Origin of the sequence: Streptosporangium subroseum, from assembly GCF_900188345.1 — a bacterium.
Lineage (GTDB): Bacteria > Actinomycetota > Actinomycetes > Streptosporangiales > Streptosporangiaceae > Streptosporangium > Streptosporangium subroseum.
On sequence record NZ_FZOD01000057.1, the window covers coordinates 1 to 12,749 of the forward strand.

The following is a 12,749-nucleotide window of genomic DNA, read 5'->3' on the forward strand; positions in this document are numbered from 1 at the left end:
CGCTGCGCTCTGTATCCTTCGCCGGGTCCGGAGCAGCGCGTGATCGGTTCATGGTGCAGAGATTGTGTTGCCCGCGTCCACTATGTGATTCTGAAACAGCAAACACCGCCGCCTGGCCCGTAGTTGATACGGGCGGGTGTGAGTGTGGTGGTTGATTGTTTAATAGGGTTACGGCGGTTATGGCGAAGGGGAAACACCCGGTTACATTCCGAACCCGGAAGTTAAGCTCTTCAGCGCCGATGGTACTGCACCGGGGACGGTGTGGGAGAGTAGGTCACCGCCGGACAATCTTTTCAGAGAAGGCCACCCCGTTTCGGGGTGGCCTTTTCTGCGTTCACCCACCCGTGTTACCCGGGGGTTCACGCCATGCGGTGCGAACCCCCCTTTCCTGTGTCCGGGAGGGGGCCGCACCGCGCGGTACGGACCCCTTTTTTCGTTTCAGGGGCGAGCCGCTGTCTGCATTAGAAACCGCAGCGGTTCGCGGTCGCCGTTCTCCTGGTGGGAACCTCACAGAGAAGAAGCCCGAGACCCGTCCTCGTCGTCGATCAGCAGGAAGTCAGGCCGGTTCTCGCGCCACTCGGGCACGTCCATCGAGTTGAGCACGGAGATCAGCTTCTTCTCCTCATAGATGAAGTGCGTCTGCATGACCGCCGACAGCGCCGCCACCTCCTCACGCACCTTGGAGGCCGTGGCCGGGTCCGGTTTTTCCGGAAGGGACCCGAGTAACTTCTGCAGATTCCCCAGCAGCCAGTCCAGCTGGTTATGGTCGGTGCGCAAATCGGAGAGCACCTTGCTTAGCTCAGGGAACTCCTCGGCGATCGCTGGGAACGCACCCTTGTCCTCGCCGGTATGGTGGCGCGTCAACGCCGTGCAGAAGGAAAGGCAGTGGGCCCGCAGGTCCCGTGGCGGAAGCCCCTTGCCGTCGAAGTAGTCGTCGACGCTGTCCTGGAGGTCTTCCAGCATCTCGCGGAGCCATATATGCACTTCGAGCAACTGCGTGCCCAGGGCGGTGAGGCGGTTGCCCGCCTCGGAACGTGCATTCATGCTCTTCCTTTGGATGGGGTATCCCAGTATCCCCGCCGGCGCACCAGGGACAAGCCGACCGTCCGGGAGCGGCCAGGCAGTCCAGTACGCGGAGGCCGCCAACACGACCCCTCGGTGCCGTCACCGGCCGGTGTGCTGCCCCCGCTGACGGGTTCGAGGATCAACGTGCCCGGCCCGTCATGATTCAGCGACTAGACCGTGCCGGCGGCCGTGGGGGTGGCGCGGGCGCCTGGTATCCACGTTGCCGGTCAAGGTATTGAGGATGCCGGGTAGTACTTCTACCGTTCCGGCGGGCAGGCCGGTCACGGTTTCCTCCGCCAGCGCGCACCATAGCTGCTTGACCTGGTCGGCTAGCGCCTTGCCGCTGTCGGTGAGTTCGACGATGCTGGCGCGCTTGTCGGAGGGGGCGGGTGTGCGGCGGATATGGCCGGTGGCTTCGAGCTTGCGGGTCATGAGCGTGACGCTGGGCGGCTCGCAGCCGAGCGCCTCGCTGAGCTGGGCCTGGATCATCGGGCCGGTCCGGGCGAGCTCGAGGAGGAGCGCCTCCTGCCCGGGGTGCAGGCCAAGCGGGGCCAGCAGCGCCGCGGCCCTGGCCCGGTGGCGCAGGCTCAGGAGACGGATGGCCTGGTTGAGGGCGTCGGCCTGCTCGAAGTCCACGGGCTCTCCTTGACAAATTAGTTATGCGCATAACATTATTCGCATAACTAATTCTACGCGACATCGTAGGAGCCAACATGACCGTGAAGGTCGCCGTCATCTACTACAGCGCGACAGGTGCTGTGCACGCACTCGCGCAGGCCGTCGCCGAGGGCGCCGCCTCGGCCGGAGCCGAGGTGCGGCTGCGGCGGGTCGCCGAGCTGGCATCCGACAGCGCGATCGACGAGAACCCGCAGTGGCGGCGGCACACCGACGCCGCCACGTCGATCTCCCCGGCCTCGGTTGAGGACCTGGCGTGGGCCGACGCGTTCGCGTTCGGGACGCCGACCCGGTTCGGCGCGCCGGCCGCGCAGCTCAAGCACTTCATCGACCAGACCGGCGGGCTGTGGCAGGAGGGGAAACTGGCCGACAAGCCGGTGACGGCCTTCACCTCGGCTTTCAACCGGCACGGCGGCAGCGAGGCCACGATCTTGTCGCTGGGCAACGTCTTCTACCACTGGGGGGCGCTGATCATCCCACCCGGATTCACCGATCCGGCCGTGTACGCTGCCGGCGGCAACCCCTACGGCACGTCGTCTGTGACCGGCCCGACCGGAGACGGCTCCGACGCCGCGGCGCTGGAAGCGGCCAGGTACCAGGGACGGCGGCTGGCCCAGATCACGATCCGGCTGCTGGGGGACGGCCGCGTCACCGATGCCGCCGCGGGCGACGGGAACGCCCGCGAAACCGTGGCCGCGACAGCCTCCCAGACCGCGTGAGCGGCGGGGTTGGCAAGGCGGAAGCCATGACGGGCACCGGCACCGCAACTCAGCGGGCCACCTGGTTGGTCCTGGCGCTGGCGTGCGCCTGCCAGTTCGTGGTGATTCTGGACGCGTCCATCGTTAACGTCGCCCTGCCCTCGATCCGTGGGGACCTCGGCTTCACACCCACCGGTCTGGCCTGGGTGGTGAACGGCTACCTGCTTACCTTCGCCGGCTTCATGCTGCTGGGTGGCCGCGCCGCTGACCTGTTCGGCCCTCGCCGGATGCTGGTCGCCGGGCTGTTGCTGTTCTCCGTCTCAAGCCTGGTCGGCGGCCTGGCGACCGCTCCGGAGGCCCTGGTGGCGGCCCGCGTGGCGCAGGGCATCGGAGCCGCCATGCTGGCCCCGGCCACGCTGGCCGTGATCAACACCGGCTTCACCGAGCCGAACGCGCGTGCCCGGGCATTCGGCGCCTGGTCTGCCTCGGGCGGTGTGGGCGGGATGGCCGGCGCGATCGCGGGCGGTGCCATCACCACCGGCCTGTCGTGGCGGTGGGTCTTCCTCATCAACGTGCCGATCGGCGCGGTGCTGATCATGGCGGCCATGATGTCGCTGGCCGGCGCACGAACCCGCCGGCGGGAATCGCTCGACCTCGCCGGCGCGGTCACGGGGACGGCGGGGCTGGCCGCGCTGATCTACGGGGTCATGCAGAGCGCCGATCATGGCTGGACGTCCATGCCGGTCGCCGGGCCATTGGTGACGGGCCTGCTCCTGCTCGCCGTCTTCACCGTGGTGGAGGCGCGGTTCGCCACGCAGCCGATGATGCCCCTGCGGCTGTTCGGAATCCGGGGGGTTGCCGTCGGCAGCGGCATGCTGCTGCTGTTCGGCGGCATCGCCATCGCGATGTGGTATTTCACATCGCTCTTCCTGCAGAACGTCCTCGGCTACAGCGCGCTCCAGGCCGGGCTCGGGCAGACACCCGCGGCGGTGACGTTCATGGTGATCGCGCGATGGGCCGCCACCCTGCTGCCGCGAACCGGTGTGCGCCCCCTGGTGCTGGCCGGCAGCGCCTGTTTTGTGGCCGGTTTCGGCTGGCTCGCCCAGGCCCACTCCGACAGCGGCTACGTCACCGGCGTGCTCGGGCCTACGCTGCTCATCGCGGTCGGCATCGGGCTGACCTTCCCCACCCTCATGGCCGCGGTGACCGCCGACGTTCCCGAGGGTGCCGCGGGGATCATCGGCGGCCTGGCCCAAACCGCCAACCAGGTAGGCGGGGCGATCGGCCTGGCGGTGCTCGCGACGGCCGCCGGCGCCAGAGCCGCGATGGAGGCCGGCGGGAGTTCCCCGGCCGACGCCCTCGCCGTCGGCTACGACCTGGTCTTCCTCATGGCGGCTGGGCTCGGCCTGGCCATCGCGGTGGTCAGCTTGCTGCTGCCGCGGCACCGGCGCGGCTGACCGCCGGCGACGCCGCGTGCTCACTCGCCGCGCCCCTGTGTCCGCGTACGACCTCACGTGGCGGTGCACGTGAACCGTCCTGGGTTCGGAAGCGGGCCCGATGCACGCATGCACGTGCTCTTGGAGCCGAGCCGAGCCGAGCGGGCCGAGCCGGGCCGAGCCGGGCCGAGCCGGGCCGAGCCGAGAGAGGTCGGAGGTCGCGTGAGCGTGGATCACTAGAATGACGACGATGACCGGGCGGCATTCCCCATCCGGTTCCGGCGGGGAATCCGCGCCTTCAACGCAGCGAAGGAAGCCAGCTTATGATCTTCATCGTCGTCAAGTTCGTCATCCGTCCGGAGCGGAGCGAAGACTGGCTCTCGCTCGCCGACGACTTCACCCAGGCCACTCGGCAGGAGCCGGGGAATGTCTTCTTCGAATGGTCCAGGAGCGTTGACGCGCCTAACCAGTTCGTCTTGATCGAGGCGTTCGCCTCGTCCGACGCAGGTGCGGCACACGTGGGTTCCGACCACTTCAAGGCCGCCATGGCGTGGATGCCCGAGCTGATCGCGGAGACACCGGAGATCATCAACGTCGAGGTGCCCGGCGAGGGTTGGTCGCGAATGGCGGAGCTGACCCCCGCCTCGTAGAACGAATGGCGGAGCCGGCCCTGGTCTCATGGAACATCGAGGCGGTCCGGGCCGATGATCTCGTACGAGCGGCGGCTCGTCGCGGCGAGATGCTCTCCGGCCTTCGGGCGCGGTCGGAACGGTCGACGATGCGTTGATGAGGTCCGTACGGCTCGCATCCCCGCAAGCGGATGCGAGCCGTACGGGAAACCAGGGGTCAGGGGGTGAGGTCGAGGTCCTTGACCCGCGGGTCGCCCTCGTCGGCGAGATACTGGTCGGGCTGGGTGGCGTCGCCGCCGTCGGTCACCTTGGAGGCGCGGGCGATGACCGTGCCAAGGATGGCGACGATCAGGTTGACGGCCAGCGCCACGATGCCCGCGTAGATCGTCATCTTGGTGTCCAGTCCCAGCTTCTCCAGCGGGAACGCCGATCCGGCGAAGTGCAGCTTGCCGGTGACCGGATTGCCGATGTTGTAGAGCATGAGCATTCCGGCGCCCATGCCGGCGATCCATCCGGCGATCAGACCGGCGCGGTGGAACCAGCGGGTGTAGATGCCCAGCGCCACCGCCGGGAGCGTCTGCAGGATGATGACGCCGCCGATGAGCTGGAGGTCGATGGAGAATCCGGTGTCCAGGAACAGGATGCACAGGATCGCGCCGACCTTGACGAGCAGCGAGGTGAGCTTGGAAACGCGGGCCTCGTCGGCGTCGCTGGCGTTCGGCTTGATGTACTCCTTGTAGATGTTGCGGGTGAACAGGTTCGCCGCGGCGATGGACATGATCGCCGCGGGGACCAGCGCGCCGATGCCGATCGCGGCGTAGGCGACCCCGGTGAACCAGTCGGGGAACATCTGGTTGAACAGCTGCGGCACGATCGTGTTGTTGTCCGTGCCGATCGGCTTTACGCCGGCCGCGATGGCCATGTAGCCGAGCAGCGCGATCAGACCCAGCAGCAGGCTGTAGGCCGGGAGCGCGGCCATGTTCCGCTTGATCACGTCGCGGTTCTTGGAGGCCAGCACTCCGGTGATGCTGTGCGGGTAGAGGAAGAGCGCGAGCGCGGAGCCCAGGGCCAGAGTGACGTACTGGAGCTGGTTGTTGGCGTTGAGCAGGATGCCGTCAGGTGCGGGCGAGGCCGCGAACTTTTTCTGTGCCTCGCCGAAGACCACGTCCCAGCCGCCGAGCTTCATCGGAATCACGATGATCGCGACGATGATCACGATGTAGATCAGCGTGTCCTTGACGAAGGCGATCAGCGCCGGGGCGCGCAGGCCCGACTGGTAGGTGTAGGCGGCCAGGATGGCGAACGCGATGATGAGCGGCAGATGGCCGGTCACCCCCATCGACTTCAGCACGGCCTCGATGCCGACGAGCTGGAGCGCGATGTAGGGCATGGTCGCGACGATGCCGGTGATGGCGATCAGCAGCGCGAGCGTGGGGGAGCCGAAGCGGGCCCGGACGAAGTCGGCCGGGGTCACGAAGCCGTGCACGTGGGAGATCGACCAGAGCCGGAGCAGCACCAGGAACACGATCGGATAGACCACGATCGTGTACGGCACGGCGAAGAAGCCCATCGCGCCCGCGCTCCAGATCAGCGCGGGCACGGCCACGAAGGTGTAGGCGGTGTAGAGGTCGCCGCCGACGAGGAACCAGGTCACCCACGGCCCGAAGCTCCGGCCGCCGAGTCCCCACTCGTCCAGGCTGGCCAGGTTGTCAGGGCGGCGCCAGCGCGCGGCCACGAAACCCATACCGCTGACGAGCAGGAACAGCACGGAGAAGACGGTGATCTCGGTCAGATGCTCGTTCACCGGGTCATCGCCTCCGCTTTGTCATCTGGTAGACGATCGTGGTGCATATGACGCCGACCGCGATGCAGGAGAACTGGAACCAGTAGAACAGCGGGAAGCCGAGAAGACGGGGTTCATCGGAATTGTACAAAAAGGTAAGTAAAGGTAGGACGATCGGTAAAATCAGCAGCCAGTTCCAGGGGCTGCGATCACTTCGATCGCCTCCGTTGGGAGTGGTCAAAGGGTCTCCTCGGGATGGAGAGGGATGGTCGGCGGACCATTTACTGCGGCTGACCGGCAGCGTAATTACATGACCGTTTCATTCGGGTCACCGAGCGCCGAGCGGATCAGTTCACGCGACGAACGGTAGGTTGGCTTTTGCCGCTGCTATCGAGCCGTCGATATCGGCCACCCGGCCGCCATCGGGGAACGGGCCGTTGACGCAGGCCGGAACGGCCCTCTCCACATCGCTGACGTGCGGGCCGGTTCTTGCCGGATCACCCGGTTCTGTCGGCGGCGGTCCTGGGCTCGTGGCGGACGTCGTCGGGCAGGCCGAGATCCCGGGTCCAGGCGGCGAACTCCACCAGGATCCCGTCGGGGTCCTTGAAGTAGATCGATCGGACGAACACGCCCTCCTGCATCTCGGGCGCGATGCCGAACTCGCTGTCGTCGTGATTGAGGATCACCCCGACGTCTACTCCCTTGGCGATGAGCTTGTCGCGATACTCCTCGATCCTGTCCGGCGCCACATCAAGGGCGATGTGGTTCATCGAACCGACCGCCGACAGCAGTTCGCCCCGGTCGGGTAGGCCCTTTGGCGCGGAAACGCCGGGAATGCCCTCGGGGGCGTCGGGGAACCAGAAGAATGCCAGCGCGTTGCCCCCACCGCAGTCGAAAAAGAAGTGCTGGCCCCAGCCCATCGGCAACTCGATCGTTTTGATCAGCGGCATGCCCAGGACACCCGAGTAGAAATCGACCGTCTGCTTCATGTCCGAGCACACCAGCGCCAGGTGGTTGACTCCGCGCAGCTCGAACTCGGTGTTGTCTCCCATGGTCTCCTCACTCTCCTTCTCGAGCGGCTGTCTCCCCAATTACTTTGACCATGATCGAGGTTTCCCGCCGGCAGCGTGGTCACTCGCGACAACCACAGGCCACGATGTCGTGTCTGCGATAGAACCGCCAGCCGCATTGACCGAAAACTGGAACGGGGGCGCTGACGACGATCTTCAACACGGTATCCGCCGGCGGCCTGGATGTCTTCGACCGGGAGGTCGGTGAGGCGACGTGAGCGCGCCGAGGCCGATGCTTCTCGGCGGGTTCCCATCCTCCTCCCACCGGTTCCGTAATCCTGCGCCGGCCACGAGGTGCTCAGTCGCGGTAGGCGGCCGTTGCGATCCGGACGAACGACCGGATCAGCGGGTTCGCGTCGCCCTCGTTCCACGCCGCAACCACGCGGCTCAGCGCCAGGTCGGCGAGCCGGTGGATCGTCGGTGCGCAGCACCGCGCCCACCGGGTCGGCGCGCGGTTCGTGCACCGTCAGGCTGGTCTCGTCGAACGGCCCGTGGGTCAGGGCGACGTCGACCAGTCCGGTACGCAGCCCGCAGTTCGGATCGGTCAGGTCGGTCTCGCGGATGCGGACCTCGACGCCCGGATGCCGCCGGCGGTACGCGGCGGCCAGCCGCGCTACGCCCCGGTCGGCGCTGTCGCCCAGGATGCCGACGGTGATGGTCGTGAGCTGCGCGACGAGACGTGGCGGCGGCGTGACTCCGCGATGGGCGAGGCCGAGATCGTTGCCGAGGTCCGGGCATTGCTGATCGAGCGGCATCCCGAGTGGGTCGGCCAGGAGTGGATCGAGCGGGGCGTCGGGTGCATGTGCGCCGAGCACGCCGCGTGACCCCCGTCCCGCGCCTGCCGTACGTCCGGGATGCGACGGCACCGCTTCACCGGCCCGTTGCTGGTGGAGGTGGCCGCGCGGCCGGGCCGATCTTCGATCCGTCCGAGCGTAAGGATCGGCTGTTTCTGATCTCCGTACTCGGGCGTGACGGTCACCACACGGTGTTGTCGTGGGGGGAGATCGATCCGGAGTTCGGCGACACCCGGGTCCTGCTGGGTGTCCAGATGGACGGCCGCGATCTGGATGAGCAGGGACCGCACCCGGTGGTGCCGGGTGACCGATCCGGAGGCAGATACATCAGCCGGATCGTGGAGATCCGGATCTGTGCCAATGCGCGTCTGTGGAGCGCCGCCGGCTAGCAGCCGCAGGGGCAGGACGACTCGGCAGGGTCGGGCGGTTCGACCCAGTACAGGGCGATGAACGGCTCGGCGCAGCAAGGGTGATGGACGCGTTCGCGGGTGACGCGATAGCGGGCCGCTTCGGGTTCTTCGGGGGAGCGGCGCGGAACCGGCACGCTGAGAATGCCGATGTCCTGGTCGATGTGGGTGAGCATGCCGTGGCAGGGCCCGCCCAGGCAGATGGCGTTGTGTGATGGTCGGCCGTTCATGCGCGGCGGCCCTGGGTCTCGGTGGCTCTGAGCCGAGGGGCCGGCACCCGCGGCGGGCGGCCCGCCGCGTCGCCGGTCGGTGCGCCTGACCGATCGGGGCGGCGCTGGGCTCCGCCCCGATCGGCTGGTGTCGCAGAGGATGTCATCGTGATGTCAGGGGGCTTCGAAGCCGGCCTTGGTCAGCACGTCGGCGCCCTGCGGCGACAGCACCAGATCGACGAACTGCTTGGCCAACTCCGGCGCGGGCGCCTTCGTCAGAGCCGCGATCGGGTAGTCGTTGATCGCCTTGGCGGACTCGGGGAAGTCGATGCCCGTGACCTTGCCGGCCGAGGCCAGCACGTCGGTCTTGTAGACCAGGGCGGCGTCGACCTCGCCGAGCTCGACCTTGGTCAGGGCGGCCTTGACGTCCTGTTCCAAGGTGACCGGGGTGACCTTCATGCCCGCGGCGTCCAGAGCCTTGATCGCCGCCGCACCGCACGGCACCTGCTCGGCGCAGAGCGCGACCTTGACCTTGGGATCGGTCAGGTCCTTGAGGTCGTCGACCTTGGCCGGGTTGTCGGCCGGGACGGCGATCTGCAGCGAGTTGCGCACGAACGTGGTCGGAGCCGAGGCCAGGGAGGCGTCGGTGACGGTCTTCATCGTGGCGGGGCTGGCCGCGGCGAACACATCGGCAGGGGCGCCTTCGACGATCTGCTGGGCCAGCGTGGCGCTGGAGCCGAAGTTGAAGCGCACCGTGGTGCCGGGGTGGGCGGCCTCGAAGGTCTTGCCCAGCTCGGTGAAGGTGCCGGTCAGCGACGCGGCGGCGAACACCGTCAACGTGCCGGACGCGGCTTCGGCGGCCGAGGCAGAGGCGGTGGTGGAGGCGGCGGGGGTGGCCGGGTCGCTCGAGCCGCAGCCGGACAGCGCCGCGGCCAGGGTGAGGGCGAGTGGGACCGTGACGGCCCAGCGGGAAAGACGCCTGAACAACGAGGACTCCTTACGGACTCACCAGGTGAGTGTGGTCGGCGATTTCTATGACGACGTTGGTGGACTTGATCACGGCGACCGCCACCACCCCCACCTCCAGGCCCAGCTCGTCGGCGGCCTGGCGGCTCATCAGCGACACCACCCGATAGGGCCCGGCGGCGATCTCGACCTGGGCCATCACCGCGTCCCTGATCACCTCGGTCACGATCCCGCGAAAGCGGTTACGCGCCGAGGAACGATTCGAGCCGCGCTCGGTCTCGATCTGAGCGCTTGCGAACGCGGCCAGATCCATACCCGCCACCGTCCGGTGACCGTGCTCGTCGCGGTGAGCCGGCAGCCGGCCGATGTCGACCCATCGCCGCACGGTGTCGGGGCTGACCCCGAGCAGCGAGGCGGCCTCACCGATCCGAAACGTCGTCACAAACAATCACCATACATTCGCACATGCTGGCCTTCATAGCCGCCTCCCATGGCAAGCACGGCGTAATCTACTGTTCTTCATCGCATCTGCGAGATGGGAGAGCGCAGATGGCCCCCCGTATCTCCCGTCGACGCCGACGGGTTGTCGTAGCCCTGCCGCTGACCATGATCGTGCCGCTCACCATCACGGACCCACGACGCCACCACGGCTACCGGCGGGCGGCGATGGCGAGGAAACGGTGTTCCGGGTCGTCGTAGCCGGTCAGTCGCCACCCCGTCTGGTGCATCGACCGGCGCAGGGGTGCTTCGGCGAGGGGCTCGTCGGGGCTCAGGGTGCGGCCGTGGCGGGCGGCGAGAGCGGCGCGTCCGGAGGGATGGAAGAGCACGAGCAGGCCGCCCGGCCGGGTGATGCGAGCCAGCTCGTGGAGACCCGCATCGGTGTCGGGCAGGTGCGTGAGGAGCCCGGCGGCGAACACCGCGTCGACGGACGCGTCCGCGAGGGGCAGGTGCCGGGCGTCGGCGAGGGCGAGTGCCGCGTACTCGGCGCGGCCGTGCGAGCGGACCTGCGCGAGCATCTCGGGAGTCAGGTCCACCGCGATGACGCCGCCGCGCGGGCCGACGGCGTGGCGGAGGGCGGGCAGGGCGCGGCCGGTGCCACAGCCGACATCGACGACCACGCCGTCCCTCGGCAGGCCTGCCTCGGTGATCGCAGCGGCGTAGGCGGGCAGGTCGTCGCCGAACTTGGTGTCCCAACTGGCGGCGCGGGTGGCGAAGAAGGCCCGGCTCTCGGTGAGGTACCACCGCGTGCGGTCACCCAGCCGGGCGGTGGAGTGGCGGATCACCGGCCAGGTCGGATCATGCAGGTCGATGACGATGTCGGCGTCGGCCTTCGCGCTCTTGCGCCCGTTGCCGGCAGGCGGAGTGCGCAGCCAGATCACCACGTCCCAGTGGCCGCGAGGTGGATGGGCTCGCCAGTGGGGGCCGTGTGCCACCACGACCGCGTCGGCGCTGGACTCAGGGCTCCAGGTGGACGGGGTGGTGCCGAACAGCCGGGTGCAGGCGCGTCCGGTGGCGTGGACGGCGGCCGCGAGGCGTTCGGCGACGATCAGGTTCTGCTCGCCGGCGCCGTCGACCACCACGCACACCGGTCCGGCCGGGAGCATGTCCGTGATATTCCGCAGGAGCTCTTCCCACCGGCGGTCCTGGGCGGCGGTCATCGCCCGCTCCGTGGACACCGGTGCCGCATCGTCAGCCATGCGTCAATCATGCAGATGCCGACCTTAAATGGCTACCTGACCAGGAGAAGCGAGGTCTGGGACCTCTTTTGGGTCGAGACCACGATGAGCGGGGTCGCAGACGGCCGCCGACCGGATCGCTCGCGCGTTTCCTCCACGGGGATGAGCAGCGTGCTCAGCCAACCGATCCAGGCCGGGGCGGCATGGCCGGGAACCTCACCGATCTTGTGATCGTTTGCCGTTCGGTCGTATTCAGCGCACAACCAGAGAGAGGAAACCGTGGTCTTCAAACGGATGCTGGGAGCCTTCGGTGTCGGGGCCCCTTCGGTGGACACGGTCCTGGCCACGCCACGCGTGCAACCCGGTGGGTCGCTGCGCGGCGAGGTGCGGATCAAGGGTGGTGACTTCGACGCAGACATCGAATACGTCGCGCTGGGGCTGGTCACCCAGGTGGAATCTGAGCACGGCGAGGGTGAGCAGATCGGCCTGGTGGAGTTCTTCCGCACGCAGGTGTCCGGGCCGTTCCGCCTGAGCACCGCGGAGGACAGGATCGTCCCCTTCCACCTTCCCGTCCCGTGGGAGGCGCCGGTCACCGAGATCGCCGGCCGGCACCTGAACGGCATGGCCATGGGGGTGCGCACCGAGCTGGCGATCGCCAAGGCGGTCGACAAGGGTGACATGGATCCGGTCGAGATCGAGCCGACCGCCTCCCAGGAAGCCGTGCTGCGGGCCTTCTTCCAGCTCGGCTTCCACTTCAAGAGCGCCGATCTGGAGCGGGGCCGCATTTACGGCGTCAGCCAGCAGCTGCCGTTCTTCCAGGAGATCGAGTTCTATCCGCCCGCTCAGTATTCCGGGCAGATCAACGAGGTCGAGCTGACCTTCGTCGCCAACCCCGCCGGCCTGGACGTCATCGTGGAGGCCGACAAGCGCGGCGGACGCTACAGCTCAGGCACCGACGCCGTCGGCCGTTTCCAGCTCACCCACGAGCAGGCGCTCCAGGTCGACTGGGCGGCTGAGATCAACGGTTGGGTGGCCTCGTTGTCCCAGCACCACGGCGGTTCGCACACCGCGGGACACGACCCCTACGGCCGGTACGGCGGTCATCACGGCGGGCACCACGACTCCCACCGCGGCCACCACGGCGGCGGGCCCGGCTGGGGCGGGATCGCCGCGGCCGGAGCGGCCGGCGTGGTCGGCGGCTTCGTCGCCGCCGAGGCGATCGACGAGGTCGGTGACTTCTTCGAAGGGGACGGAGGAGAAGAGGAGTGACCTCACCAAACCCGGCCCGCTGAACCCGCGACAGGCACGGCGGTGACGGCCCGCCCCGCGACCGAATGCGGG

At 68.2% G+C, this 12,749-nt stretch carries 16 protein-coding genes and 1 rRNA gene; 7 read left to right on the top strand and 10 right to left on the bottom strand.

The genetic code is table 11. The features are described from left to right. The first annotated feature begins 169 nt into the window (after positions 1-169). A 5S ribosomal RNA gene (gene rrf / locus CHC08_RS36735) occupies positions 170-286 on the top strand. A gap of 221 nt (positions 287-507) precedes the next feature. Here the strand turns inward: rrf and CHC08_RS36740 are convergent. Together CHC08_RS36740 and CHC08_RS36745 are read right to left on the bottom strand one after the other, a co-directional pair. Further along, the gene (locus tag CHC08_RS36740; protein ID WP_089211998.1) at positions 508-1,044 is read right to left on the bottom strand and encodes a hemerythrin domain-containing protein; all 537 of its coding nucleotides are present in this window, start codon (positions 1,042-1,044) and stop codon (positions 508-510) included. Between the two features lie 177 nt (positions 1,045-1,221). Further along, entirely contained in the window at positions 1,222-1,701 is a 480-nt protein-coding gene (locus tag CHC08_RS36745; RefSeq protein WP_089211999.1) for a MarR family winged helix-turn-helix transcriptional regulator, read from the bottom strand. A gap of 77 nt (positions 1,702-1,778) precedes the next feature. On the opposite strand from CHC08_RS36745, the gene wrbA reads away from it, so the two are divergent. The 3 genes from wrbA (at position 1,779) to CHC08_RS36760 (ending at position 4,524) form a co-directional block, all read left to right on the top strand. Further along, entirely contained in the window at positions 1,779-2,459 is a 681-nt protein-coding gene (gene wrbA / locus CHC08_RS36750; RefSeq protein WP_089212000.1) for an NAD(P)H:quinone oxidoreductase, read from the top strand. 26 nt (positions 2,460-2,485) lie between these two features. Beyond that, positions 2,486-3,895 carry an MFS transporter gene (locus CHC08_RS36755; RefSeq protein ID WP_089212001.1) on the top strand — a complete coding sequence of 470 codons (1,410 nt, stop codon included), beginning with the start codon at positions 2,486-2,488 and terminating at the stop codon, positions 3,893-3,895. Between the two features lie 302 nt (positions 3,896-4,197). Continuing rightward, positions 4,198-4,524 carry a putative quinol monooxygenase gene (locus CHC08_RS36760; protein WP_089212002.1) on the top strand — a complete coding sequence of 109 codons (327 nt, stop codon included), beginning with the start codon at positions 4,198-4,200 and terminating at the stop codon, positions 4,522-4,524. A 196-nt stretch (positions 4,525-4,720) separates the two neighbouring features. Here the strand turns inward: CHC08_RS36760 and mctP are convergent, their stop codons facing one another. The 4 genes from mctP to CHC08_RS53060 form a co-directional block, all read right to left on the bottom strand. Next, positions 4,721-6,307 (bottom strand): monocarboxylate uptake permease MctP, encoded by a 1,587-nt coding sequence (gene mctP / locus CHC08_RS36765; RefSeq protein WP_275937233.1) that lies wholly within the window; start codon positions 6,305-6,307, stop codon positions 4,721-4,723. A gap of 4 nt (positions 6,308-6,311) precedes the next feature. Then, positions 6,312-6,527: a DUF3311 domain-containing protein gene (locus CHC08_RS52585; RefSeq protein WP_089212003.1), complete on the bottom strand. Its 216-nt coding sequence runs from the start codon at positions 6,525-6,527 to the stop codon at positions 6,312-6,314. A 256-nt stretch (positions 6,528-6,783) separates the two neighbouring features. Further along, positions 6,784-7,338, bottom strand: a complete 555-nt coding sequence (locus tag CHC08_RS36775; RefSeq protein WP_089212004.1) for a VOC family protein — start codon at positions 7,336-7,338, stop codon at positions 6,784-6,786. After that, positions 7,272-7,964 (bottom strand): LysR family transcriptional regulator substrate-binding protein, encoded by a 693-nt coding sequence (locus tag CHC08_RS53060; protein WP_420823603.1) that lies wholly within the window; start codon positions 7,962-7,964, stop codon positions 7,272-7,274. The genes CHC08_RS36775 and CHC08_RS53060 overlap by 67 nt, the downstream gene beginning before the upstream one ends. Between CHC08_RS53060 and CHC08_RS51975 the strand changes: the two genes are divergently transcribed. Together CHC08_RS51975 and CHC08_RS36785 are read left to right on the top strand one after the other, a co-directional pair. Beyond that, complete coding sequence (locus CHC08_RS51975; protein WP_245878790.1) at positions 7,848-8,180, top strand: hypothetical protein; 333 nt, start codon at positions 7,848-7,850, stop codon at positions 8,178-8,180. The two genes, CHC08_RS53060 and CHC08_RS51975, sit on opposite strands and share 117 nt — an antisense overlap. Beyond that, entirely contained in the window at positions 8,177-8,539 is a 363-nt protein-coding gene (locus CHC08_RS36785) for a hypothetical protein (protein ID WP_179282424.1), read from the top strand. The genes CHC08_RS51975 and CHC08_RS36785 overlap by 4 nt, the downstream gene beginning before the upstream one ends. Here CHC08_RS36785 and CHC08_RS36790 read toward each other — a convergent pair. The 4 genes from CHC08_RS36790 to CHC08_RS36805 all read right to left on the bottom strand — a co-directional run bounded on the left by CHC08_RS36790 (position 8,536) and on the right by CHC08_RS36805 (position 11,429). Then, positions 8,536-8,787 carry a hypothetical protein gene (locus tag CHC08_RS36790; protein WP_089212005.1) on the bottom strand — a complete coding sequence of 84 codons (252 nt, stop codon included), beginning with the start codon at positions 8,785-8,787 and terminating at the stop codon, positions 8,536-8,538. The genes CHC08_RS36785 and CHC08_RS36790 overlap by 4 nt on opposite strands. A 153-nt stretch (positions 8,788-8,940) precedes the next feature. Continuing rightward, positions 8,941-9,753: a molybdate ABC transporter substrate-binding protein gene (gene modA / locus CHC08_RS36795; RefSeq protein WP_089212006.1), complete on the bottom strand. Its 813-nt coding sequence runs from the start codon at positions 9,751-9,753 to the stop codon at positions 8,941-8,943. A gap of 10 nt (positions 9,754-9,763) precedes the next feature. Next, positions 9,764-10,174, bottom strand: a complete 411-nt coding sequence (locus CHC08_RS36800) for a TOBE domain-containing protein (protein ID WP_089212007.1) — start codon at positions 10,172-10,174, stop codon at positions 9,764-9,766. Between the two features lie 208 nt (positions 10,175-10,382). Then, complete coding sequence (locus CHC08_RS36805) at positions 10,383-11,429, bottom strand: class I SAM-dependent methyltransferase (protein WP_218825663.1); 1,047 nt, start codon at positions 11,427-11,429, stop codon at positions 10,383-10,385. 258 nt (positions 11,430-11,687) lie between these two features. Between CHC08_RS36805 and CHC08_RS36815 the strand changes: the two genes are divergently transcribed. Beyond that, positions 11,688-12,677: a sporulation protein gene (locus CHC08_RS36815; RefSeq protein ID WP_089212009.1), complete on the top strand. Its 990-nt coding sequence runs from the start codon at positions 11,688-11,690 to the stop codon at positions 12,675-12,677. Positions 12,678-12,749 lie beyond the last annotated feature (72 nt).

Excerpts from the sequence above, each read along its gene's own strand:
- CHC08_RS36740 (WP_089211998.1), bottom strand. The coding sequence starts at position 1,044 with ATGAATGCACGTTCCGAGGCGGGCAACCGCCTCACCGCCCTGGGCACG.
- wrbA (WP_089212000.1), top strand. The coding sequence starts at position 1,779 with ATGACCGTGAAGGTCGCCGTCATCTACTACAGCGCGACAGGTGCTGTG.
- CHC08_RS36775 (WP_089212004.1), bottom strand. The coding sequence starts at position 7,338 with ATGGGAGACAACACCGAGTTCGAGCTGCGCGGAGTCAACCACCTGGCG.
- CHC08_RS36790 (WP_089212005.1), bottom strand. The coding sequence starts at position 8,787 with ATGAACGGCCGACCATCACACAACGCCATCTGCCTGGGCGGGCCCTGC.
- CHC08_RS36805 (WP_218825663.1), bottom strand. The coding sequence starts at position 11,429 with ATGGCTGACGATGCGGCACCGGTGTCCACGGAGCGGGCGATGACCGCC.
- CHC08_RS36760 (WP_089212002.1), top strand. The coding sequence starts at position 4,198 with ATGATCTTCATCGTCGTCAAGTTCGTCATCCGTCCGGAGCGGAGCGAA.
- CHC08_RS36755 (WP_089212001.1), top strand. The coding sequence starts at position 2,486 with ATGACGGGCACCGGCACCGCAACTCAGCGGGCCACCTGGTTGGTCCTG.